21 protein-coding genes are annotated in these 21970 nt (G+C 28.9%); 19 read left to right on the plus strand and 2 right to left on the minus strand.

What is annotated here, in order from left to right:
- The 5 genes from ABYI63_RS14440 to ABYI63_RS14460 form a co-directional block, all read left to right on the plus strand.
- Positions 1-808, plus strand: an 808-nt coding sequence (locus ABYI63_RS14440; protein ID WP_372757276.1) for an ABC transporter permease, incomplete at its 5' end; no start/stop codon positions are given.
- A gap of 1 nt (position 809) precedes the next feature.
- Entirely contained in the window at positions 810-2000 is a 1191-nt protein-coding gene (locus ABYI63_RS14445; RefSeq protein ID WP_372757278.1) for an ABC transporter ATP-binding protein, read from the plus strand.
- Entirely contained in the window at positions 1997-3475 is a 1479-nt protein-coding gene (locus ABYI63_RS14450; protein WP_372757280.1) for a class I SAM-dependent methyltransferase, read from the plus strand. Before ABYI63_RS14445 ends, ABYI63_RS14450 begins: the two co-directional genes overlap by 4 nt.
- Positions 3465-4526 (plus strand): polysialyltransferase family glycosyltransferase, encoded by a 1062-nt coding sequence (locus ABYI63_RS14455; RefSeq protein ID WP_372757282.1) that lies wholly within the window; start codon positions 3465-3467, stop codon positions 4524-4526. Before ABYI63_RS14450 ends, ABYI63_RS14455 begins: the two co-directional genes overlap by 11 nt.
- A gap of 9 nt (positions 4527-4535) precedes the next feature.
- Positions 4536-5660 carry a glycosyltransferase gene (locus ABYI63_RS14460; RefSeq protein WP_372757284.1) on the plus strand — a complete coding sequence of 375 codons (1125 nt, stop codon included), beginning with the start codon at positions 4536-4538 and terminating at the stop codon, positions 5658-5660.
- Between the two features lie 252 nt (positions 5661-5912).
- Here the strand turns inward: ABYI63_RS14460 and ABYI63_RS14465 are convergent, their stop codons facing one another.
- Entirely contained in the window at positions 5913-6662 is a 750-nt protein-coding gene (locus ABYI63_RS14465) for a hypothetical protein (RefSeq protein ID WP_372757286.1), read from the minus strand.
- A gap of 585 nt (positions 6663-7247) precedes the next feature.
- On the opposite strand from ABYI63_RS14465, the gene ABYI63_RS14470 reads away from it, so the two are divergent.
- The 11 genes from ABYI63_RS14470 (at position 7248) to ABYI63_RS14520 (ending at position 17173) form a co-directional block, all read left to right on the plus strand.
- Entirely contained in the window at positions 7248-7448 is a 201-nt protein-coding gene (locus tag ABYI63_RS14470) for a hypothetical protein (RefSeq protein ID WP_372757287.1), read from the plus strand.
- A gap of 197 nt (positions 7449-7645) precedes the next feature.
- Positions 7646-8584, plus strand: coding sequence for a glycosyltransferase family 2 protein (locus ABYI63_RS14475; protein ID WP_372757289.1), 939 nt, complete (start codon positions 7646-7648; stop codon positions 8582-8584).
- Entirely contained in the window at positions 8581-9576 is a 996-nt protein-coding gene (locus tag ABYI63_RS14480; RefSeq protein ID WP_372757290.1) for a hypothetical protein, read from the plus strand. Before ABYI63_RS14475 ends, ABYI63_RS14480 begins: the two co-directional genes overlap by 4 nt.
- Before the next feature lies 1 nt (position 9577).
- Complete coding sequence (locus ABYI63_RS14485; RefSeq protein WP_372757291.1) at positions 9578-10678, plus strand: glycosyltransferase; 1101 nt, start codon at positions 9578-9580, stop codon at positions 10676-10678.
- A complete protein-coding gene (locus ABYI63_RS14490) occupies positions 10675-11622 on the plus strand; it encodes a glycosyltransferase family 2 protein (protein ID WP_372757293.1) in 948 nt (315 codons plus the stop codon). Before ABYI63_RS14485 ends, ABYI63_RS14490 begins: the two co-directional genes overlap by 4 nt.
- Before the next feature lie 2 nt (positions 11623-11624).
- The gene (locus ABYI63_RS14495; RefSeq protein WP_372757295.1) at positions 11625-12593 is read left to right on the plus strand and encodes a glycosyltransferase family 2 protein; all 969 of its coding nucleotides are present in this window, start codon (positions 11625-11627) and stop codon (positions 12591-12593) included.
- Entirely contained in the window at positions 12594-13541 is a 948-nt protein-coding gene (locus ABYI63_RS14500) for a glycosyltransferase family 2 protein (protein ID WP_372757297.1), read from the plus strand. It abuts the gene before it with no gap.
- 9 nt (positions 13542-13550) lie between these two features.
- Positions 13551-14330, plus strand: a complete 780-nt coding sequence (locus ABYI63_RS14505) for a glycosyltransferase family 2 protein (protein WP_372757299.1) — start codon at positions 13551-13553, stop codon at positions 14328-14330.
- Positions 14331-15179, plus strand: a complete 849-nt coding sequence (locus ABYI63_RS14510; protein ID WP_372757300.1) for a glycosyltransferase family 2 protein — start codon at positions 14331-14333, stop codon at positions 15177-15179.
- Positions 15176-15955, plus strand: coding sequence for a glycosyltransferase family 2 protein (locus ABYI63_RS14515; protein WP_372757301.1), 780 nt, complete (start codon positions 15176-15178; stop codon positions 15953-15955). The genes ABYI63_RS14510 and ABYI63_RS14515 overlap by 4 nt, the downstream gene beginning before the upstream one ends.
- A gap of 81 nt (positions 15956-16036) precedes the next feature.
- Positions 16037-17173, plus strand: coding sequence for an acyltransferase family protein (locus ABYI63_RS14520; RefSeq protein WP_372757303.1), 1137 nt, complete (start codon positions 16037-16039; stop codon positions 17171-17173).
- 336 nt (positions 17174-17509) lie between these two features.
- On the opposite strand, the gene ABYI63_RS14525 is transcribed toward ABYI63_RS14520, so the two are convergent.
- Positions 17510-18286: a DUF1647 domain-containing protein gene (locus ABYI63_RS14525; RefSeq protein WP_372757305.1), complete on the minus strand. Its 777-nt coding sequence runs from the start codon at positions 18284-18286 to the stop codon at positions 17510-17512.
- Positions 18287-19027: 741 nt separating this feature from the next.
- Here ABYI63_RS14525 and ABYI63_RS14530 point away from each other — a divergent pair.
- The 3 genes from ABYI63_RS14530 (at position 19028) to ABYI63_RS14540 (ending at position 21963) form a co-directional block, all read left to right on the plus strand.
- Positions 19028-19891, plus strand: coding sequence for an alpha-1,2-fucosyltransferase (locus tag ABYI63_RS14530; RefSeq protein WP_372757306.1), 864 nt, complete (start codon positions 19028-19030; stop codon positions 19889-19891).
- 136 nt (positions 19892-20027) lie between these two features.
- Positions 20028-20891: a glycosyltransferase family 2 protein gene (locus ABYI63_RS14535; protein ID WP_372757308.1), complete on the plus strand. Its 864-nt coding sequence runs from the start codon at positions 20028-20030 to the stop codon at positions 20889-20891.
- Positions 20875-21963 carry a glycoside hydrolase family 99-like domain-containing protein gene (locus tag ABYI63_RS14540; protein ID WP_372757310.1) on the plus strand — a complete coding sequence of 363 codons (1089 nt, stop codon included), beginning with the start codon at positions 20875-20877 and terminating at the stop codon, positions 21961-21963. The genes ABYI63_RS14535 and ABYI63_RS14540 overlap by 17 nt, the downstream gene beginning before the upstream one ends.
- The last annotated feature ends 7 nt before the right edge of the window (positions 21964-21970 follow it).

Here is a 21970-nt window from a genome sequence, read left to right on the forward strand (position 1 = left end):
CTTAAAAATAGGCAAGTTATTAAAAGAGACAGCTAAAGATTTTTTTGGTTCTCATTTTTTAGCAAAACAGTTAGCAACTAGAGATATAAAATCGCAGTATAGGCAGTCTTATTTAGGAATAATTTGGGCATTTATTACGCCAATTTCATCTGCATTTGTTTGGATATTTTTAAATTTAACGGGTACCGTAAATCTTTCTGATACAGGAGTGCCATATCCTATATTTGTGTTCTCAGGAACTTTGATTTGGTCTATAATAACCGAGTCTATTAACTCACCTACTTCAAGTACCAATGCTGCCAGAGGAATTATATCGAAAATCAATTTTCCAAAAGAAGCTTTAGTGTTATCAGGCATTTATAAAATACTATTCAATAGTTCCATAAAAATAGGTTTATTAATAATTTTAATTTTTCTATTTGGTATAGGGTTTCATTGGTCTTTATTCTTGTTTCCATTTGCTATTATCGTTGCCGTTATGTTTGGTAATACCATAGGGTTGTTTTTAACTCCAGTAAGTATGATTTATAACGATATAGGTAAAATAGTTAGTATGGGCCTGAGTTTGTTAATGTATATTACACCTGTTGTTTATGCCATACCCAAAGCAGGTGTGATGAAAACCATAATGGAGTTAAACCCATTCACAGCATTAATTTTAACGGCAAGATCTTTGGCTTTAGGTACAACAACTGATTATTTGGGGTATTTTATTATTATTTTTGTTATTAGTGCTTTGTTGTTTTTTGTTGGTTTGATGTTATACAGAATTTCCATTCCCATAATAGTTGAACGTTTAAGTGCTTAATATGGAAGAGAAAGAAGTTTTAGTTAAAGTTGAAGGATTAAGTAAAAAATTCTGCATTGATTTAAAAACAAGTTTGTGGTATGGTGTAAAAGATTTGGTTTCAAATATTCGAGGCAATAAGCAGGAACGCCAACTACGTTATAAAGAATTTTGGGCCGTAAAAGACATTAATTTTGAACTTCGGCGTGGCGAATGTTTAGGCTTGATAGGTCATAATGGGGCAGGAAAAAGCACCTTGCTTAAAATACTAAATGGTTTAATAAACCCTGATGCTGGTAAGGTAACCATAAAAGGACGCGTTGGCGCTTTAATTGAACTAGGAGCTGGTTTTAACCCTATTTTAAGCGGTCGTGAAAATATTTATAACAACGGTGCGGTGTTGGGGTTTACCAAAAAGGAAATTGATGCAAAAGTAGAAGATATAATCGATTTTGCAGAAATTCGAGAATTTATCGATATGCCTGTGCAAAATTATAGTTCTGGTATGAAAGTGCGTTTAGGCTTTGCCGTAGCCGCACAAATGGAACCGGATGTGTTGATTATTGATGAGGTACTTGCTGTTGGGGATTTAGCATTTAGAATGAAATGTTATAACCATTTGATGAATGTAGTGAGTAAGAACGTAGCTATCATATTGGTGTCTCATAGTGTGGTTGATATTATGAGGTTATGTAATAGTGTTATGGTAATGGAAAATGGGAGGCCATTATATTTAGGGAATAATGAAAAAGGGGTGAGTTTATACAATAATTTAGCTAAAAAAGAGAATATAATTAACCCATTATTTAAGATTTTTATTAAAGAAAATGAAATTGAAAACGATTTTAAGACTGAAGACGATATTACTTTCAAAATAAGTGTGTTTTCAGATGTTAAAATAGAGAAAGCAAGATTAATATTTCATCTTGAGTTTTCGAGTATAAGATTAGCTTCAGTTTCATCAAATTATAATCAATTTGAATTTAATTTAGAAAAGGGAGAAAATAATTTCGAATTTACTTTGGAAAAAGTTCCACTTCTTGTTGGTGGATATTTAGGCAAATTTGATTTATATGGAAAAACATTAAAGGATTATTTCGGGACTTCAAATACATTAACTTTTAATATAGTTGAGCCTAAGGTAAATTATTCAGGAGAAGGAATATGCCATTTAATAAAATTAAATCATAATTGGAAAAAGATTAATAAATGAAAATAATGTTATGCTCAGTTTCAAAGTCAGGGACTTATTTAATTTCAAATTTTTTAAGTGAATTGGGGTTTGAGAATTCTAAAATTCATTTAAATGATTACGAATATTCAGATTACAGCAAAGCAAGTTCAATTAATGAAGCAAGAAAAACCCCTGAAAAATTCAAAATTCAAAGTGAATTTTCTAAAATTGTAAATCAAATAAAGCCTAATCAATTTGCAGTAGGACATTTTTCAACATTTAATAAAAAGTACCTTTCAGATTTTAAAACTATTTTTATTTATCGTGATTTAAAAAAGTGTTGTGCATCATTTGATTTATGGACAGCTAAAACTACTAGATGGGTAAATTATGAAAATAATAGTAATTGGAGAAAAAATATTAACAATAAAACTTTTGCTTCTGACTTTTTAGAAGAACATGGTCACTCATTGTTATCATTATTTGATAAAACAATTCCTTGGATAGATGAACAGGAGGTTTTAAAGGTGAAGTTTGAAAATCTAATTGGAGAAAACGGAAGAGAGTTACAAATTTATGAATATGAGAAAATTATTCGGTATTTAGGAATTAAAATAACTAGGTTTCAATTAGAATCTAAAATTTCGAATACTTTAAATAAAGAAAGCTTAACTAAAGTTAATAAGAAGATTGATTATGATTTTTATTTGAATAAAGAATTTTTAAAAAAATTTAAACATTTAGGTTTTAATAAGCTCAATAAAAGATTAGGATATGATAATGATACTTTTTATGATAAATTTATGAAATTAATAAAAAGTATTTTTAATTCAGGAAAATTATCATTTTATGACAAATATTGGATTACAAATAAAAAGAGTGATAATTCCTGGAATTATGGTATTACAGTTGTGGATAATTTAATAAATAATTTTGAGTTTAAAACTGTTCTAGATGCAGGCTGTGGAAGTTCAGATGTTGTTAGGTATTTTTTGTCTAAAGGTTATTCAGCTAGAGGAATTGAGTTGTCAAGAAGTGTTTTAAAGCAGTATGCTAGAGATTTGTTAAGTAAAAAAATAGTTACTCAAGGGAGTTTAGCAAAATTACCTTATCCAGATAATAGTTTTGACGTAATTTTTTCAAGTGAAGTACTAGAACACATCCCAGAAGAAGATATTTCTGAAGTTGTTAATGAGTTTTATAGAGTTTCAAAAAAAATCATCTTTTTAACTATAAGTTTAAGACCAAGTAGTAATTTTAATAAATATCACATTACCTTAAAGGATAGAGATTGGTGGGAGAATCAATTTCAGAACGCAGGTTTCATAAAAGATGATACGTTTATTAAAAAATTGCAATCAATCAAATTAGGTGCTACTAACAAAGAAATTTTAGAGATAGGTCCAACAAAGTCTCATATTCACGAAATGGAATGGTTTATAGATAACCCTCCGCTTAACTTTAATGGAGAATTGGAGCCATGGTATTTTGTATTCAAAAAAAATGAGAATTAAAACCCTTATTATCACGTCAGGAAGTAGTCAGTTAATTACTCAACTTTCAGTTTTAAAAAAGCAACACTCAGATTTAAGTAATGTATATTTGTTATATGTTGGTTTATTTAGTGAAAGTTTAGAGGTGTTTTTTAGACAAATATCCAATAATAATGGGATTACTTATATTGGTCAAATCCATTTTGATATAAATCCAATCTTGCTTTCTAAAAAGGAATTTATTTTATATTTTATCACTGGTAAATTCACAAAACTTTTTAAAGTTGTTGAAAAGAAATTTTCATTATTAAGATTTTACAAAAAATTTGATTTATTATTAATTCCCGTAAGGGTTAAAGTAGAAGTAGATAACGTTCTTTTATGTTATTTAAAGCCAAAAACTATAGTTTTTGTAGCTGATGGAGTTATTGATAAATTACCTGAAAGAAATTTTACTAATTGGCGTTATTTTTATTTAAGAAATACTATTACAAAATTTCCTTTATCATCCAATATTTATTCTCCTTTTTTTTTAGAAGAAGATATCAAAAGAATTGGAATCTATAAAGAAGTTGATATAAATGTAATTTTAAGCGACACTAGAAAAATAGAATTATCTGTAAGGTTTGAAAAGGCATATCTTCAAAATCGAATTTCATATGTAATAATTTCTCAACATTACCATTTACACGAAGGAGTTAAATTCGAAAACGATATTTCTTATTTCAAACAAATCATAAAATATGCATTAAACAATTGCGGGAATTCTAAAGTTTTATTTAAACCACACCCCAGAGATATAAAACATAAAATTGAAATTTTTGAGAATATAAATGATGATAGATTACTTGTGGTTTCGGATGAATTTAAATCATTACCAATTGAATTGTTTGGTGAAGAATTTAAGGATATGAATACAATTTTTTTAACAGGTAATTCGAGTGGGCCTTTATTTTTTAATAAATCGAATAGAATTATTTCTATTGGTTCAGACAAATATCTTCATAAAGAATTGAATAATCGAATAAAAAAATTTGCTAACAATTATAAAGTGGAATATTTAAACCTTTAATGAGTTAAAATGAAAATTCTTTTTATAACCCACGAAACAACACGCACAGGAGCACCTAAAGTGCTACTTCTTTTTTTGCAATGGTTATATAAGAATACTCCAAGTATAGAAGTTGATGTTGTTACTTTAAAAGGAGGCCAATTAACAGATGCATTTAAAAAAAACTGTACCCATTTTTATGATTATAGCTTAGCAACTCAGCCTACAAAATTATCGATAGCGCAACGTTTATTACTAAAACTAAAACTTTATAAAAGACCAAATTTAAAAGAAAGATTTATTGAAAATCTAGCAAATAATCATTACAATGTTATCTATGCCAATACAGTAGTATCTATTCCGTTGGCTGTGGCTATTTCAAAAAAAAATAGTTTAGCCAAGGTTGTGGCACATATGCATGAGTTACCAGCCATTATCAATTTAAGTTTGCCTAATTTTGAAAGTTACATAACTTCTATTAGTCAATTTATAGTCCCATCTCATTTAGTAAAAGCAAACTTAGTACAACATTGGTCTGTTGATGAAAACAATATTAAGGTAGTTTATGAATGTTCAGAAGTGGAAAATCTTTTAAAAGAAAAGAAAGTAAATACTGTATTTACTGTTGGTGCATCAGGCTATGTACATTGGCGTAAAGGACATGATGTTTTTGTGCAACTAGCCCGCTATGTAACTAAAAATTACCCTAATTGTAAGATGCAATTTGTTTGGGTGGGCACCTTGCCAAAAACGGAAGAGATTATATTACAGGAAGACCTAAAGAAATTAGGTTTAGATGGTATTATTAAGTTTGTTGGAGAAGTTGATAACCCTGCATCATATTATAATAATTTTGATGTGTTTGTTATGACCTCGCGAGAAGACCCTTTTCCATTGGTTTGTATAGAAGTTGGTATGCTCGGAAAACCGATTGTAAGTTTTGAAAATGCTGTGGGAACTAACGAGATTTTAGCAGAGGCAGGAGGCTATATAGTACCTTATTTAGATATTGAATTGATGGCTGAAAAGATTGTGAGTTACTACAATAGCCCTGGTTTGAAAGTACAACATGGTGCTTTAAATAGAGAGGCCTTTTCTAAATTTACTCCAGATATTATTTGTCCACAATTGCTAGAGGCAGTTAGCAACATTTAAATTCCTCTTAAAATGTAAAAGCAATGAGGAGGCTGTCTGAAAAATGCAGTTCTGTGTTATCTTGTACTTGTTGGAATATTATAACTTAATAATAATTAATATCGGTTTCGACAAGCTCAACCTGACTAATTAAATTTTAAACACTTTTCAGACAGCCTCGTTGCTCATACTTCGCTTCGTGGATATAACTATCTAATAATTAACACTATTTTACTAATTATTCATTTGCTAATAATTAAATCGAACTTACGTTTATAGTACTTCTATAAGTTGTAAAGCATTAAATGCGCCATTGTTTAGTGGGTATTGTATACCGTTCATGTCTTGGAAAAAGGCCACTTTTAAGAAGTAAAAATTAAAACCTGGACCAATAGCAGGCGCTGGAGGCGTTAAAGTTACTGTTATAGCAAGGCCATTTAATGGAAGGTTTACAATAGGACTTGTTTGTAAATCTTTAACATCGTTGTCTAAATCTAAATTTAGAAAGGATGTGCTTAGGCTTACATGCGTAGCCCCAATGGGTGCTGCCAATTGTTGATTGGGTATTAAATTATTAATTACAACTTCACCTGATAGTGTGTCCAAACTATATTGTGCTTGTAAAACACTATCGAGTGTGGCATTTTTGTTGAAATTAAAACCTTTCAATAAGGACTTTCCTGTGGTGTTTGCTAAGCCTATAGCTACACTTCGTTGACCGCGGGCAGAAGTTATGTCTTCATTTTTTACTAAACTCAATATTTTAGTAAGTCTTGAGGTAACCTTAGCGTCTTTAGCATCGGATAGTAATGCGTTAATGGCATGCCTTAACTGTTTTCCACTGGTTGCAGTATTACCAAACTCGGAAAGATTTTCGCGTGTTCTTGCAAACGCAGGATCTTTTAAAATGCGGTCTTTACTTACGCCGCCTTTGCTGCGGATATAATATCCGTCTTTGCCTTTGTAAAAGGTTACTTCTCCTAAGGTCCCTTCTACATTAAATAATGACTTGTATTTTGCCATGATAATGTTGTTTTAAGCATAGCGTTCTTTTTTTACTATGCTAGTTATACAAAAATTTTATATCAATTGTAAGTAGGTAACTAGTATTATTACTCGTATTGATAAGGCAATAATACAACAGGTAATTGGTTGCTTTTTTAAATAGTTCCTGCTTGAGATGGTTTACAGGAAAACAATAACTGGCTTTTCTTTTTATTGCGTGTTTGGGTATGATTTATTCCTTTTTGCTCTTTGTTTTTCGTTTAATGTGTTGTTTTTCAGTGTTTTAGTGTTTGTTTTTTGTGCTAGATATTATGCGAAGTCTTTACTCAATGACCATGTGTCTATTTGTAAGGGTCTTTATAGGGTATCTATAAGGTATCTATAGGGGATGCATAACTATTTCAGCACAATACAAGATATGTTTTTAGTGTAAAAAGGGATTTTATTAAGTTATTAAATAAACTTATCGACTTTTTTATGTTGACAAATTTATAATATAATGATAATCAATTTATTGTGATCCAATTGTTTAAAACTCTTTATAACTTACCAATTGTAATAGATAGATTTGGGACTATCTTTGTAAGTCGCTGAAATTAAGCTATGCTGTTATACTTATATAGAGAACATATTGAGCGTTTAAATGCGGTAAGTGATAAGGTAGCCCTAAAAATCATGAAAGATATTAGGGAAGAATTTAACTTGCCCCATACTCGCTATATAAGTGTAAAGGCCTATTGTGATTATTTTAACCTTGACCGTGAAGATGTTTGGAAGTTTATTAATTCTAAAAAAACAGGGTAGTTTAAAATAGTTAAGTCGCTATTTCTTTATCCATTGTCACATTGAGCTTGTTGAAATGTGTATTAGCTATAGTCTTCGACAGGCTCAGACTGACATTCTGAATAAAATTAGCATTTGGTTTTAATTGTAATATTCCTTTTATATAGGATTTCGATTAATTGCACTATCATATACCTATAGCCCCAAAAGGAAAACTATTGATTTTAATTCCTATTTTAGCAATCTATTTATATGCTATGAGTGAGCCATTAATATCTGTAATAGTCCCTAATTACAATCATGCTAGGTTTTTAGAACAACGGTTGGAAAGCATATTTAACCAAAGTTATCAACATATAGAGGTTATATTGTTGGATGATTGTAGTACCGATACTAGTCAATCCATTTTATTAGAATATTCTAAACATCCAAAGGTTTCTCACTGCCTTTTTAATGAAACTAACTCTGGTAGCCCTTTTAAGCAATGGCAAAAAGGTATAGAATTAGCAAAAGGTTGTTATATTTGGATTGCGGAAAGTGATGATAATTGTGAATTGAATTTTTTAGAGCAGTTATTAAAATTGTTTGATGATAAAAGAACGGTTTTAGCTTATTGTGCATCTACTGTAATTAATAATCAAGGAGAAAAATTGGGAAGGCACACGTGGGCAGATGCGTTAGATAGCAAGCGATGGACTAATAGTTTTTTGAACAGAGGAAAAGATGAGATAAAACGATTTATACGTTATAGAAATGCAATTACCAATGCAAGTGCTGTTGTATTTAAAAAAAGTGCTATTATGGGGGTTCATTATCCAATACACATGAAATTTTGTGGTGACTGGTATATATGGATTGAAATTTTAAAACAAGGAAACATAGCATATGACCACAACGAATTGAATTATTTTAGAAGACATTTGGATTCTACAAAAACGGTTAAAACATTTCATTTAGAAAACCAGCGAATTAGTGAGTATTTAGAAATATTTCTAGCTAATAGTAGTTTTTTTAGTAGATTACTTAATAGAAATAAATATTTATGGGTTCTTAATGAATGGCATGAGAAAAAGAGATTTTTCCCTAAAAAAACATTAAAGGAATTAGGTTTTCCTGTAGATTTTTTGATGTTTTTTAGGCTAAAAGAAAAAAAATGAAAGAAGTTGTTTGTACTCTTATAACTAAAAATTACGGGCATTATGCTTTAGTTTTACATGATTCACTAATAAAGCAACAGGAAAGTATTCATTTTTGTGTGTTTGTTAGCAATGGCAAATTGCCTCACAGTGTAGAAGTCCAATTACTATCAAGAAAACATGTTACTATCTATTATGAAGCTTCTTTTAAAAATGAACTATCTATACTTTTAAAAGAAAAATATTTTACTTCTTATCATGATGCATATCGATGGGGAATGAAATCACAACTACTTATTAAATTGTTAAACCATGGTTACGAAAGGGCTATTTATGTAGATAGTGATATTTATTTTTATAATGATTATAGGTTTTTGTTTGAGGAACTTAAAAAGTTTAGTATTTTACTTTCGCCGCATTGGCGCTCTAGCTACCCGAATTTAGATATGGAAAACTTTAAATTAAATTTTTTAGATGGGATATATAATGGAGGGTTTATTGGAGCTTCACAAGGTGGGCAGGCAGCATTAACTTATTGGACAGAATTATGTTTGTTTAATTGTGAGGTAAATAGAAGTGAAGGTTTTTACGTAGACCAACGCTATTTAGATATCTTTCCTACAAGATTTGAAGACGTTGGACACATAACCCATAAAGGGTGCAATGTGGCAAATTGGAATTTAATAGACTGTAAGCGTGTACTTCAACCTGATGGAAATGTGTTAATAAATAATACTGAACCTATAGTTTTTTTGCACATTACCAATTCGATGCTAAAAGGCGTTTACTTATGGAAAAATGATGTACTACTGCAGCCATACATCGAGCAGTATCGTGACAATTTGTTAAAATATGATGATGTAGATATTATAGTCCATTTTTTTGAAAAGGGGATGCATATACCATCTAGAAGTGAGCAACATGTTGTAAACCCTGTCAAAAATTCTTTTATAAAGCAATTAGCATGGTTTGTGTATAGAACAATAAAGAAATTAAAACGAAAATTATATTAAATTGAATATTGCCATTTTTTCACCAAATCAAAATCCGTATTCCGAAACTTTTATACAGGCCCATAAAGCCTATTTAAAAGGGAATATTTTTTACTATTACGGAAGTAAAGGAGATGTGAAACTTGAAGGAACACCTAGATTAATTTCTAAATTTAAAAGAATCACTTTAAATATAATAAGAAAACTAACAAAGAAGCAACACACTTATGTTAATGATATTTCTTTGTTACTGTCATTAAAGAAAAATAATATAAATGTTTTGTTAGTTGAGTACGGGACACATGCATATAATCTATTAAAAATATTTAAACAATCAAAATTACCATTCATAGTTCATTTTCATGGCTATGATGCAAGTGTAAAGGCAGTAATTAAAGATTGTAATTGTTATGATGAAGTATTTAAAGCAGCTGCCAAAATTATTGTTGTTTCTAAAAAAATGGAACAACAAATAATAAGTATGGGTTGCCCTAAATCAAAAGTTGTATACAATGTTTATGGTCCTCATCCAGATTATGAATTAGTAAATCCAAACTTTTCAAAGCAACAATTTCTTTTTGTAGGTAGGCTTACAGATAAAAAAGCACCTTACTATACAATAATAGCTTTTAAACAAGTAGTTGAAAAATATCCAAATGCAAAATTACTTATTGCAGGGAATGGAATATTATTTAACGTTTGTAAAAATCTTATACAGATGTATAAACTAGAATCGAATGTAAAGCTTTTAGGTATAATTACTCCTTTTGAATATAGAGAGTTGTTATCTAATTCTTTAGCTTTTGTACAGCACTCTATTACTGCAGAAGATGGTGATATGGAAGGAACTCCATTAGCAGTTTTAGAAGCTAGTGCAGCCGGACTTCCTGTTATATCTACAATACATGCAGGTATTCCAGATGTGATATTAAATGAAACTACAGGGTTTTTGGTTACAGAGCATGATGTAGATGCTATGGCCGAAAAAATGATACTCCTATTGAACAATAAGGAATTGGCAATGCATTTGGGTAATAATGGAAAGAATAGAATAAAAACCCATTTTACATTAAAAAGGCATATAGATGTTATTGATAACCTTCTAGAAGAAGCCTCAGTATGATAAGCGGCCCTTTAATTTCCATAATCATTCCTACTTATAATCGGGCGCATCTTATAATTGAGACATTGAATTCAATTAAACAGCAAAGTTATATTAATTGGGAATGTATTATTGTAGATGATTTTTCAACTGATAACACTACTGAAATTATAAAGAACTATATAAAAGAAGATTCACGGTTCAGATATTACTTAAAACCTATGAATTTGCTAAAAGGAGCTAATACCTCCAGGAATTATGGATTAGATTTAAGTAAAGGAAAGTATATTAATTGGTTTGATAGTGATGATATCATGCATAAAGATTTTATTAAAAGAAAAGTTGAAATACTTGCAAATGAATCTCTAGATTTTGTTGTTTCCTATTCGCTTGATTTTGATGAAAAAGGAAATAAAATTCTAATGTTTGAATTTGACAATTTAAACAAGGAATTGACATCCGAAAATTACATTAAAGGTTTAATAAATTGGGTTACCATGGATGTTATGGTATTAAAATCTTCCATAAAAAACCTGCGTTTTAACAAAGTTTTAATGTCTAGTCAAGAATATAATTTTTTCTCAAGGTACCTACTTCAAAATCCACGGGGCAAATTCATTCATGAGTGTCTAGCGTATAGAAGGGTTCACAAAAATTCTATTCAAGAAAAATTGAAACTAAATGAAATTAAAAGAAAAGAAGAACTGTTGTTCAATGATTTGGTTTTACTAGATGACATTAAAGAAACAGCGCCAAAACCCATTATAAAAATAGTTTTTAAGCGTATTATTAAGCACAATTACGGTTTCCAAAAAAAGAGAGCAATTAGTAGGGTTCAAATAAACGTCTTAAAAAGGTTGTTGAGTTATTGTTTTTTTAAAAAAGCATTTAATTATGCATTATGGATAATCAGCAATTTTTTTTTCGGAAAAGGATATTGTTTTATTCGTCCAAATTTTAGTTAAACATGATAAATATTTTTTCAGTATCTGTTGTCCTTCCAGTTTATAACTGCGAGCAATTTATAGAAAATGCTATTAGGTCGGCTTTAATACAACCCGAGGTATGCGAAGTCGTGGTGGTAAACGATGGCAGCACCGATGCTAGTGAAGCCATTATAAAGCAATTGCAAGCAGAAAACCCGAAAATAAAATTATACAATCATCCTAATAAAATTAACAAAGGGCGTTCGGCCACCAGAAATTTAGGGATACGAAAGGCTACCGGAGCCTATATTGCATTTTTAGACGCTGATGATTTTTATTTAGAAAACCGATTTAAAAATGACCAATTAATTTTTAAAAATAACAAAAGCGCTGATGGCGTTTATAATGCTGTAGGGTTTCATTTTTATCGCGAGATAATAGAAGACGAAGGTTCTTTTAAACTTAATACCGTTACTCAAAAAATAAGCCCTGATATGCTTTTCGAATCTTTAATTTGCGGAAAGTATGGTTATATTCATTTAGATGGTTTAACCGTAAAAAGAGAGGTTTTTGAAGAGGTTGGGCTTTTTAACGAATCCTTAATGGTTGCAGAAGATTCCGATTTGATTTTTAAAATATCTTTAAAATGTCAATTATTACCTAGTATTATTGAAGAGCCATTAGCCAAGCGTGGAATTCATAATAATAACATTTTTAATAGAGAGGATTTGTACCAAATTTATAACATAAAAATGTATGAGTCGGTATTTATTTGGAGCGGAAAAAACAAAGTGCCCTTTAATAAGATTGATATTTTATTAAAGTGGATTTGGATTTTAAAGTATAAAGAGAAGAATTCTTTGTTAGGTTATATAAGGCATTGGTTTTATTTGTTTTATAATACACCCAAATGTTTTTTTTCATATTTAAGTGTAAAATATTTTCCAATAATTAGACTCCGACAAAAACTTTTCCCATTTTTGTTTAAACATAAAGTTTTATCTAAGTAAATGACTTTTTCGGTTTCAGTAATAATTCCAGCTTTTAATGTTGAGTCATTTATTGAAAAAGCTATACTATCAGCTCTTCAACAGCCAGAAGTTTTGGAAGTTATAGTTGTAAATGATGGAAGTACGGATTCCACCGAAGCCATATTAAACAAACTACAAGAGGAATATCCCAAAGTAAAAGTATTTCACCATCTTAATAAAATCAATAAAGGACGTTCTGCAACAAGAAACTTAGGAATCATAAAAGCAAATGGAAATTATATTGCTTTTTTAGATGCCGACGATTTTTATTTGCCAAATAGGTTTACTAATGATAAAAGGATATTTGAAAATAATATAAATGCCGATGGCGTTTATAATGCTGTTGGCTTTCATTTTTATAGAGCTATTTCAGATTCTGAAAAACCATATTTTAAACTTAATACCATTTCGAAAAAATTACCACCCAGCGAGTTGTTTGATGCTGTTATATCAAGTAAATATGGATATTTACACCTAAATGGTATTACTTTAAAAGCATCGGTTTTTAATACCATTGGATTTTTTAATGAGTCTCTTAAAGTTGCTGAAGATTCTGATATTATATACAAAATGGCTTTGGGGTGTACTATGGAGCCTAGTGAAATTAACGAGGCTGTAGCAAAAAGAGGGATTCATGAAACTAATGTTTATACTAAAACCGATTTGTATAAAATTTATAATATGAAACTATACGAATCGGTTATTGCTTGGAGTAGCCAAAGTAAGGTGTCTTTAAAAAAAATAGACAGCATTTTTAAATATATGTGGATTGTTAGGTATAGAGAGAATCATAGCTTGATAAAAGATGTCGGTTATTGGTTTCAATTGGTTTTTAAAAATCCAGAGTTTATATTTACTTCATTAACCATAAAATATTTTCCAATTGTGAGGCTTAGACAAAAACTTTTCCCATTTTTGTTTAAATAGTAGTAATGCATGTATAAACTATCCATCATAACCGTAAATTACAATAATCTTCAAGGTTTAATAGCCACGTTTGAAAGTGTTAAAAATCAAACTTGGCAAGATTTTGAGTATTTGGTTATAGATGGTGGCTCTACCGATGGTAGTAAAGAATTTTTAGAAGAAAATACAGAGTATATAAATTATTGGGTAAGCGAACCCGATAAAGGAGTTTACCATGCCATGAATAAAGGCATTTTAAAAGCAACCGGCGAATACCTTCTTTTTTTAAATAGTGGCGATCATTTTTTTAATAATAAAGTATTAGAGAAGAATATAAATAGTGTTGAAAATTATGATATTATTTATTTTAACCAAAAAGTTGTTGCAAAAACTAAATCATTTATTAAAGAATATCCAGATACTTTATCTTTTGCTTACTTTTTAAAAGATAATTTACCACATCAAGCTTCTTTTATAAAAGCTAATCTATTAAAAACATTGGGTTTATTTAATGAAGAATTTATGATAGTTTCTGACTGGAAGTTTTTTTTAGATGCTATTTGCAAACATAATGCATCGCATAAGCATATAGATAAAATCTTAACTGTGTTTTATCAAGATGGAATTAGTTCTAAATTAGAAAATTTAAAGATAATAGAAGAAGAGAAGCAAATTGTATTAAAAAAGTCTTACTCATTATTTATGAATGATTTAGATGATGTGTTAAAATACATGACTATCGTTCATAATTTACGGAGGTCAAAAAAAATAAGATTACTTATTAAATTAGGTTTGCTAAATAAATTTTAAATGAGCGAGTTAGTATCTATAATAGTTCCCTGTTACAAACAAGCCCACTTTTTAAGTGAAGCGTTACAATCTGTGTTAGCGCAAACCCATACTGATTGGGAATGCATTATAGTAAATGATGGAAGTCCTGATAATACAGAAGATATAGCAAAGGAATGGTGCAATAAAGACATGCGCTTTAGTTATTTATATAAGGAAAATGGAGGTTTGCCCAGTGCAAGAAATGCTGGTATAAAAATAAGTAAAGGTGAGTTTATTTTAGTGTTTGATTCCGATGATATATTACATGAAAATTATTTATCTAAGGTCCTACCAGTATTGAAATCAGACAAGTCTTTAGGTATAGTTTCATGTTACAGAGAGTTTTTTGAAGGAAAAAAATCAAACATTATATATAGGTATAAAGCAGAAGGGACAACTTATCATGCTTTAATGTTCGAAAACATTCTAATGCCTTCCTCTTTATTTAGAAAAAAGTGTTGGGAACTAGTAGGTGGTTATGATGAAAACATGACAAATGGTTTTGAAGATTGGGAGTTTTGGGTCGCCATTACTAAACAAGGCTGGAATTTCAAGTTTGTTGAAGAATTCTTGTTTTATTATAGAAGAACCAAACATTCAATGCTTACAGATACACTACAATATCATAGAATAACTAATATGGAATACGTGTTTAAAAAGCATAAAGACCTTTACATAAAACATTTTGATAGCACACTAGATTATATGTTTTTTCTAGCGAATCTATATAGAAATAGTGAAACCAAATTACAAACGTCATTAGAATATAAAATTGGTAACTTGTTTTTAAAACCATTCAAGTTATTAAATAAATTGAAGACTAAATGATTTCAGTTGTTATTAGAAATAAAAATCAAGCGGATACTTTGCAGTTTTTGTTGAAAAATTTAACAGAACGCTATACTGATGATATAGATGAAATTATAGTTGTAGATAACCTATCAGTTGATAGCAGTCAAGAAGTAACTGAAAAATTTGGAGCAAGATTTGTAACCATTAAGAATTTTAGTTTTGGAGGAAGTGCAAACCTATGTGCCAAAGAAGCTAAAAACCCTATTATTGTCATTTTTAGTGCCCATTCCTATCCAGTAAGTCACGATTTTTTCAAGTTGATTAAAGCAAAGTTCAAAGAAAATCCTAATTTGGCGGGTTTACGATGCCTACATCAACCCAACGATTATAAAAATTATATCAATAACATTTCAGCAAAACAAGATCCCAACAAATCAGGGTTGATATTTTCTGGTTCAGCATTTAGTAAAATTGTATGGGAACAACACCCATTTAGGGAAGATGTGCCCACGTTCGAAGATAAAGAATGGACTGTTAGGGTTTTAAAAGCAGGTTACGATATCGATTTTGTACCATCTATTTTTGCATACGAGATTAAACGAACTAAAGAACAATTGTTTTTTAGGTTTAAAAACGATGTGGTTGGTAATTATCAATTGTGGCATAAAGATGTTAGTTTTTTTAGTGCATCAAAAGGGTTTGTTGGTTCTGTTTTTCAGGCATTTAAAGTGTTTTTTTTAAATGTTTATTATGCCTTTAAACGCTATGTATATTTGATTAAATTTATTTTTAACAAACCCTATAAGTTCTAATCGTTTATTTCAAAAATTATAGTATTCAAAACAGGTATAATTTTAGTTTTATTCTTTCTTTTTATTTAAAAAACAGATACTTTGAAATTGAAGAGTTTTTTTGAAATTGACATCAATCCCGATAGGGTTTATGGGTTAGATATTATAAGAGCATTTGCAATTTTGTTTGTAGTTGCAGGGCATGGAGGTAATCTTATGGAATCTGAGACTTACAAATACATTGATTTATTTCTATTTGATGGAGTGAGTATTTTTTTTGTCCTTAGTGGTTTTTTAATAGGTCGAATTTTAATTGAAATTATTAAGGAGAAAAGTATAAGTTTTAAGGTGATTCTAAATTTTTGGATTAGGCGATGGTTTAGAACGCTTCCCAATTATTATTTAATATTAACACTGGTTGTTTTTTTAAATGTAATATTTAATAAAATTTTTAATCCTTTTGATTACTATAAATATTTTCTATTTTCACAAAACTTATTTCATATTCATCCAAATTTTTTTCCTGAGGCTTGGAGTTTGAGTATTGAAGAATGGTTTTATATTATTACACCCTTAATAATATTTATATTAATAAGAGTTTTTATATTATCAGTTGATAAATCAATTTTAATAACTGTAGCAGCAATTATTTTATTCACAACACTTTTTAGATATTATAGATTTTCTTCGTTATTTATTGATAATATTGAAACTTGGAATTCAATGTTAAGAACTCAAATTTTAACTAGGTTAGATAGTTTAATGTATGGTTTAATAGGTGCCTACATTTATATTAATTACTTTAATTTTTGGAGTAAATATAAAGTTCAATTGTTTGTTATTGGTTTATTTCTTTTTACGTTAACTAAATTTAATTTTTTAAATTTCAGTCAATTTGGATTATATGATTGCGTATTTTCATTTTCAGTTGTATCCATCGCAACTTTATTTTTATTACCTTATTTAAGTTTATTAAAAAATGGACGAGGTTTTATTTATAAATACACTACAATTATAAGTTTAATATCATACTCTATGTATTTGGTAAATTATACCATTGTTTTGGAGTGGATTATTATAAAAATTGATTGGAGAATTTTAGCAAATTTTAATAGCCATATAGCACTAATTTCTAAAAATGTTCTCTTTTGGTTTTTAACTATATTTATATCTATTATAACTTATAAGTATTTTGAAATACCATTGATGAAATTGAGAGATAAACTAGAAATTAAATAATTCATATTTAATGTATTTTTTAAAATGCAGAATTATACTTTAATGTTAACTTCTATAATGCTTTTAATTGTGTTTGGGTATTTGTCTTGGCATTTGGTAGAAAAGAGAGCATTGCAGTTTAAAAATTACTGGTGATTAGTATTTGTTAGATATTGTAAAGTTAGGATTAATGTCAACCTATTTTGAGAAAACATATACATCATTTTAATTATAACGTTTTGTATAAGCTGTGTTTTAATACAGTTTATGTTTTGGTATCAATTTATAATCATTAATTCTCAAGTTTACTAATTAAAGTACTATAATGATAAATGAGAGATGCTGACGACAAATTACTTAATCAATATCTTGGTGAATCTTAAATCCTAAATAATCTTTTATCATCTTTTGACCTAAACCTGATTGATATGCCAATACTGATAAGACAGCTTGATCTTGGCGATGATTATGCCTCCCACTTCCTTCAGGCGCAATGCATTCCTTTATTAATGCATTAGTCGCCCATGTATTTATTAATTTATTAGCTTTCTTATTGCTGTAATCAACACTAACACAAGCTCCATTTAAATTAATGTAATTAAGTATAGATTTTGAGGCATTCAAATAATTAAGTGTTTTAGGATGTGTCCAATCAGATATACTGCCACATGAGTATGGGGAATAAAAACCAAGCTTTCTTGTCATTATTTTAAGTTTAAGCAAAGGTTCTATTACTAAGTTCCCTGCATCTAGCCAACAAACGGTAGACTTAAATTCGTTCATAACATTATTTATAATAACTGGTTTCCAAGCATATTCACCAGCATTTATTTTGATATTCATATATTTAGGATATTTAGAATAATCAAATAATCTTAATTCAATGGCAGAGAAATTGGTATTTATATAATTTATTTCAGTATTTGTTAATCCTAAATCATAAACAACTATTTTGCTTTTTGACTCATACTTTAATAGACTAGATAAGAGCTGGCATAGACTTTTATAGTGTGAACTATCTGCACCTGTAACAAATACAAAATCTTGATTGTGTAGATAGTATAATCTAAGGAACTGTTTATAGTAGACACTATTTATTATTCCTTTGAAACCTTTAATAATTGATTTGCTCATAAATAAGGATTATACTGTTATAGGTTGACCTTTTTTAGGTTTTATAAATCGTTAATAGAGGTAAATTTAATTTATTTTTTCGATAGAATTTATAATTAATAGTTGGATTTAAAGGTGCTTCATTTGGTTTTTTTAAAGATTTAGACTAAAATGAGTTCTAACATTGTTATAAATTTAAACAGCTTGTTTGGTCATTTTTTGAGATAAAGCTTTGTTTTTAATGGTTTGTTTTAATCCGCATTCATATTTAAGGTTTCTGTTAAAACGTTCTGAAACAGCGTTTTAATAGGGGTAGTGTTGTTCGGTCATACCAATTGTAATTCTATTGCTTATGGCTAGATGTGTGTAATTAGGGATGAAGTACCGGAATCCTCAATAGTGGTGCCTTCAATATTTGCTTTGGATAATTTCTGTTTTTAATAACCATTTTTAGCATATCTGTGCAAAGGGATGTTCATATATGATTATTGAGTAACCCATTGTTTTTTAAATAGGCATCTTTTACTAAAGCTAGGTAAGTTATGTTCGTTTTGCTTTTTAATATAAGTAATATCACAAAGGCATAACTGTTTAGTTAATGATTTTTTTTAAAATTAAGCAGTTTTAATTAGGGGAAGCCGCCGATTTTATAACGGCATATAAAAATTAAAGTTATTATAGATTAAATAATAAGCCGTTTTTATTATAATTTTTTAAATTCGTTTTAAAAATCTTTTTCTAGCTTTTCTACTTTTCCTGATTATGAAAATAAAACCACAGAATAATCTTTACTATCAATTATATGCATTAAAAAGAAAGTCTTTTAAAGTCTTTTATAAATTTAAATCTAAAGTTCTATATAGTAATACTTCAAAATATATTATTCTTCCTAGACATGTGCAATGGGGCAATATTTTGTATTTTTTAGTTCAGGCAGAAATAAAAAAAAAGAAGTTACTTACTTCAAATGATAAAATTCAATATTGGTTTGATTATTTTCCTGATTTAAAAAAACAGATAAAATCTGTTAAATTTTTAGAGGATCAGGAAGTTACAAATTATCATCAGTTTATATATGAAGATTTTAGTTTACAAGAATTACAGCAGTTTATTCAAAAATATTTTTCAAATAATAATCTAGTGATAGATTATAAAAATAAACAAGAGCAAAAAGATATTTTATACATTCATGTTAGACGAGGGGATTATTATTCCAATAGTCTATATAAGTCTTTTTATGGTTTTGATATTGTTGGTTTTCTTCAATTTTGTTTTATTAGTCAAAATGTTAATTATCAAAAATGGATAGTTGTTGAATCTGATGATATAAAATGGTGTAAGGATAACTTGCAATTTTTAATTGCTCATACAGATAGGTTAGATTTTTCAGAATCAAAACCAATAGAAGCATTTTTAAATCTTTCCACAGCTAAAAAGATATTAATGACAAATTCAACATTTGCTTATTGGGCAGGATATATTAGTAATAGTTTATATAAGGATGAAAATGAAATTTATGTTCCAAATTTCGTCTCTAGAATTTCTGGTTATGATAAAAACAAGCAGTTTTTACCTAGTTGGAAGATAATAAAAGGGTTTGATTGTTTTAATTCTATATATAATTAGTAATAAAAATTCCCTAAATCCTAATGAGTTGTTTAATATAAAATTTAGGCATAAAAACAGATTAAATTTTTATTCCTTATTAATTAGTTACTATAAATTATATTAGTACTATAAATCGTATGCCATATAAAATATCATGAGAAATAAAGTGTCTGTAATTATTCCGTGTTATAATCAAGCCCAATATTTAGATGATGCCTTGTCTTCTGTGTTAAATCAAACCTATACTAATTGGGAGTGTATAATTGTAAACGACGGTAGTGCGGATAATACAGCTGAAATTGCTAAAAAATGGTGTAAATTAGACAATCGCTTTAAGTATGTTTATAAAGACAATGGTGGTTTAAGTAGTGCTAGAAATGCTGGTTTAAAGGTGGCAATTGGAAGCTATATTCAATTTTTAGATGCCGACGATTTGATTAAATTTAACAAATTCGAAATTCAACTTAAAGATTTAGAACTAGCAGATATTTCAATTTCAGATTATTTTTCATTTGTTGATGGTAATATATTAAAAGCTGCTGAGTATAAATATTTAACACCTGTTTTTTCAAAATCAAATTATAAAAGTGAAATTATTTGGGATTGGGAATATCGAAAATCTTTTCCTCCTCATACCGTTATATTTAGTCGTTCTTTATTAGATAAGTACAAATTAAAATTTGATGTTGAGTTATTAAACCATGAAGATTGGTTTTTTTGGGTTCTATTGTTTTATTATTCTGAAAGTATTATTTGTAATTCTGAAGTGTTAAGTTACTATAGAATTCGGAATGGTTCAATGTCAACTGATTTTGTGGCCATGAAACAAGGTTTTTTAAAAGCAGCAAAGTATTTAGAAGTGTTTTTTAAAAATGAAAGAAAACCCGATTTAGTAAAAATTGTAAGAGCAAAATACAGCGAAATTTATAATAAAAATAGAGTGCCTTTTTTAAAGAAATTAAAATCCAAAGTTTACTCAAAACTTGCTTATTTTTACAAATATGTCAGAAAAAATTAAACCTATAGCCATACATCTTCCTCAATTTCATCCCATTCCGGAAAATGATGCATGGTGGGGAGAAGGGTTTACCGAATGGACAAATGTAGCCAAAGCGAAACCACTTTTTAAATCCCATTATCAGCCACATTTGCCTGCCGATTTAGGTTTTTATGATTTAAGATTAGAAGAAGCCAGAATTGCACAGGAGCAACTAGCTAAAGCTCATGGTATTTATGGGTTTTGTTATTATCATTATTGGTTTAATTCTAAGCGAATTTTAGAAGCACCCTTAAATAGAAAACTAGCGAATCCAAATGAGGATTTACCTTTTATGTTGTGTTGGGCTAATGAAAACTGGACACGCATTTGGAATGGAGGTGATAAAGACGTGCTGTTGCAACAAAATTATTCCTTAGAAGACGATTTAAAACACATACAAGTTCTTATCTCTTATTTTAAAGACGACAGGTATATTAAAGTTGAAGGAAAGCCCGTTTTTATTGTTTATAGAGCCAATTTATTTCCTGATATTCAAGAAACCATTAAACTATGGCGACATGAAGTAAAAAAGGCCGGTTTTGAAGATTTATATATTGGTTATGCAAAAAATACAGATTATGAAACCTTGAAAAATGATGATGGTTTTGATTTTTCATTCGATTTTCAACCAAATTTTTCAAATAGGCCTAGTTCTATAAAAAATGGTGTTTTTAAACGCTATTTTAATTCATTATTACATAAATTAAAACTTCCGGTGATAGATAAATATCGTTTGGTGTATGATTACGAAGCATTCTCAAAGCTTCAAATGAAAACGGGTTTTAAAGAAAATGAATATCCATCAATAACTCCAGGATGGGATAATACAGCAAGGCGCAAAGAAAATTATTTTGTACTTCATAATTCAACTCCAGAAAAATATGGAAACTGGTTGGATTATATTGTGAAAAATTACCCTTGGAAACGTATGCCGGAATCGTTTTTATTTATAAATGCTTGGAACGAATGGGCTGAAGGAAACCATTTAGAACCTTGCCAAAAATGGGGGAAAGCGTATTTAGAAACCACCAAAGAAAAAATAGAGAAATAGTAATTTA

It is taken from the genome of Mariniflexile sp. (assembly GCF_041583155.1).
Classification (GTDB): Bacteria; Bacteroidota; Bacteroidia; order Flavobacteriales; family Flavobacteriaceae; genus Mariniflexile.

Coding starts and splice junctions, on each gene's coding strand:
- ABYI63_RS14530 (WP_372757306.1), top strand. CDS start 19,028: ATGAAAATAAAACCACAGAATAATCTTTACTATCAATTATATGCATTA.
- ABYI63_RS14515 (WP_372757301.1), top strand. CDS start 15,176: ATGATTTCAGTTGTTATTAGAAATAAAAATCAAGCGGATACTTTGCAG.
- ABYI63_RS14450 (WP_372757280.1), top strand. CDS start 1,997: ATGAAAATAATGTTATGCTCAGTTTCAAAGTCAGGGACTTATTTAATT.
- ABYI63_RS14470 (WP_372757287.1), top strand. CDS start 7,248: ATGCTGTTATACTTATATAGAGAACATATTGAGCGTTTAAATGCGGTA.
- ABYI63_RS14465 (WP_372757286.1), bottom strand. CDS start 6,662: ATGGCAAAATACAAGTCATTATTTAATGTAGAAGGGACCTTAGGAGAA.
- ABYI63_RS14525 (WP_372757305.1), bottom strand. CDS start 18,286: ATGAGCAAATCAATTATTAAAGGTTTCAAAGGAATAATAAATAGTGTC.
- ABYI63_RS14445 (WP_372757278.1), top strand. CDS start 810: ATGGAAGAGAAAGAAGTTTTAGTTAAAGTTGAAGGATTAAGTAAAAAA.
- ABYI63_RS14500 (WP_372757297.1), top strand. CDS start 12,594: ATGACTTTTTCGGTTTCAGTAATAATTCCAGCTTTTAATGTTGAGTCA.
- ABYI63_RS14480 (WP_372757290.1), top strand. CDS start 8,581: ATGAAAGAAGTTGTTTGTACTCTTATAACTAAAAATTACGGGCATTAT.
- ABYI63_RS14490 (WP_372757293.1), top strand. CDS start 10,675: ATGATAAGCGGCCCTTTAATTTCCATAATCATTCCTACTTATAATCGG.
- ABYI63_RS14505 (WP_372757299.1), top strand. CDS start 13,551: ATGTATAAACTATCCATCATAACCGTAAATTACAATAATCTTCAAGGT.
- ABYI63_RS14535 (WP_372757308.1), top strand. CDS start 20,028: ATGAGAAATAAAGTGTCTGTAATTATTCCGTGTTATAATCAAGCCCAA.
- ABYI63_RS14495 (WP_372757295.1), top strand. CDS start 11,625: ATGATAAATATTTTTTCAGTATCTGTTGTCCTTCCAGTTTATAACTGC.
- ABYI63_RS14460 (WP_372757284.1), top strand. CDS start 4,536: ATGAAAATTCTTTTTATAACCCACGAAACAACACGCACAGGAGCACCT.
- ABYI63_RS14540 (WP_372757310.1), top strand. CDS start 20,875: ATGTCAGAAAAAATTAAACCTATAGCCATACATCTTCCTCAATTTCAT.
- ABYI63_RS14455 (WP_372757282.1), top strand. CDS start 3,465: ATGAGAATTAAAACCCTTATTATCACGTCAGGAAGTAGTCAGTTAATT.
- ABYI63_RS14510 (WP_372757300.1), top strand. CDS start 14,331: ATGAGCGAGTTAGTATCTATAATAGTTCCCTGTTACAAACAAGCCCAC.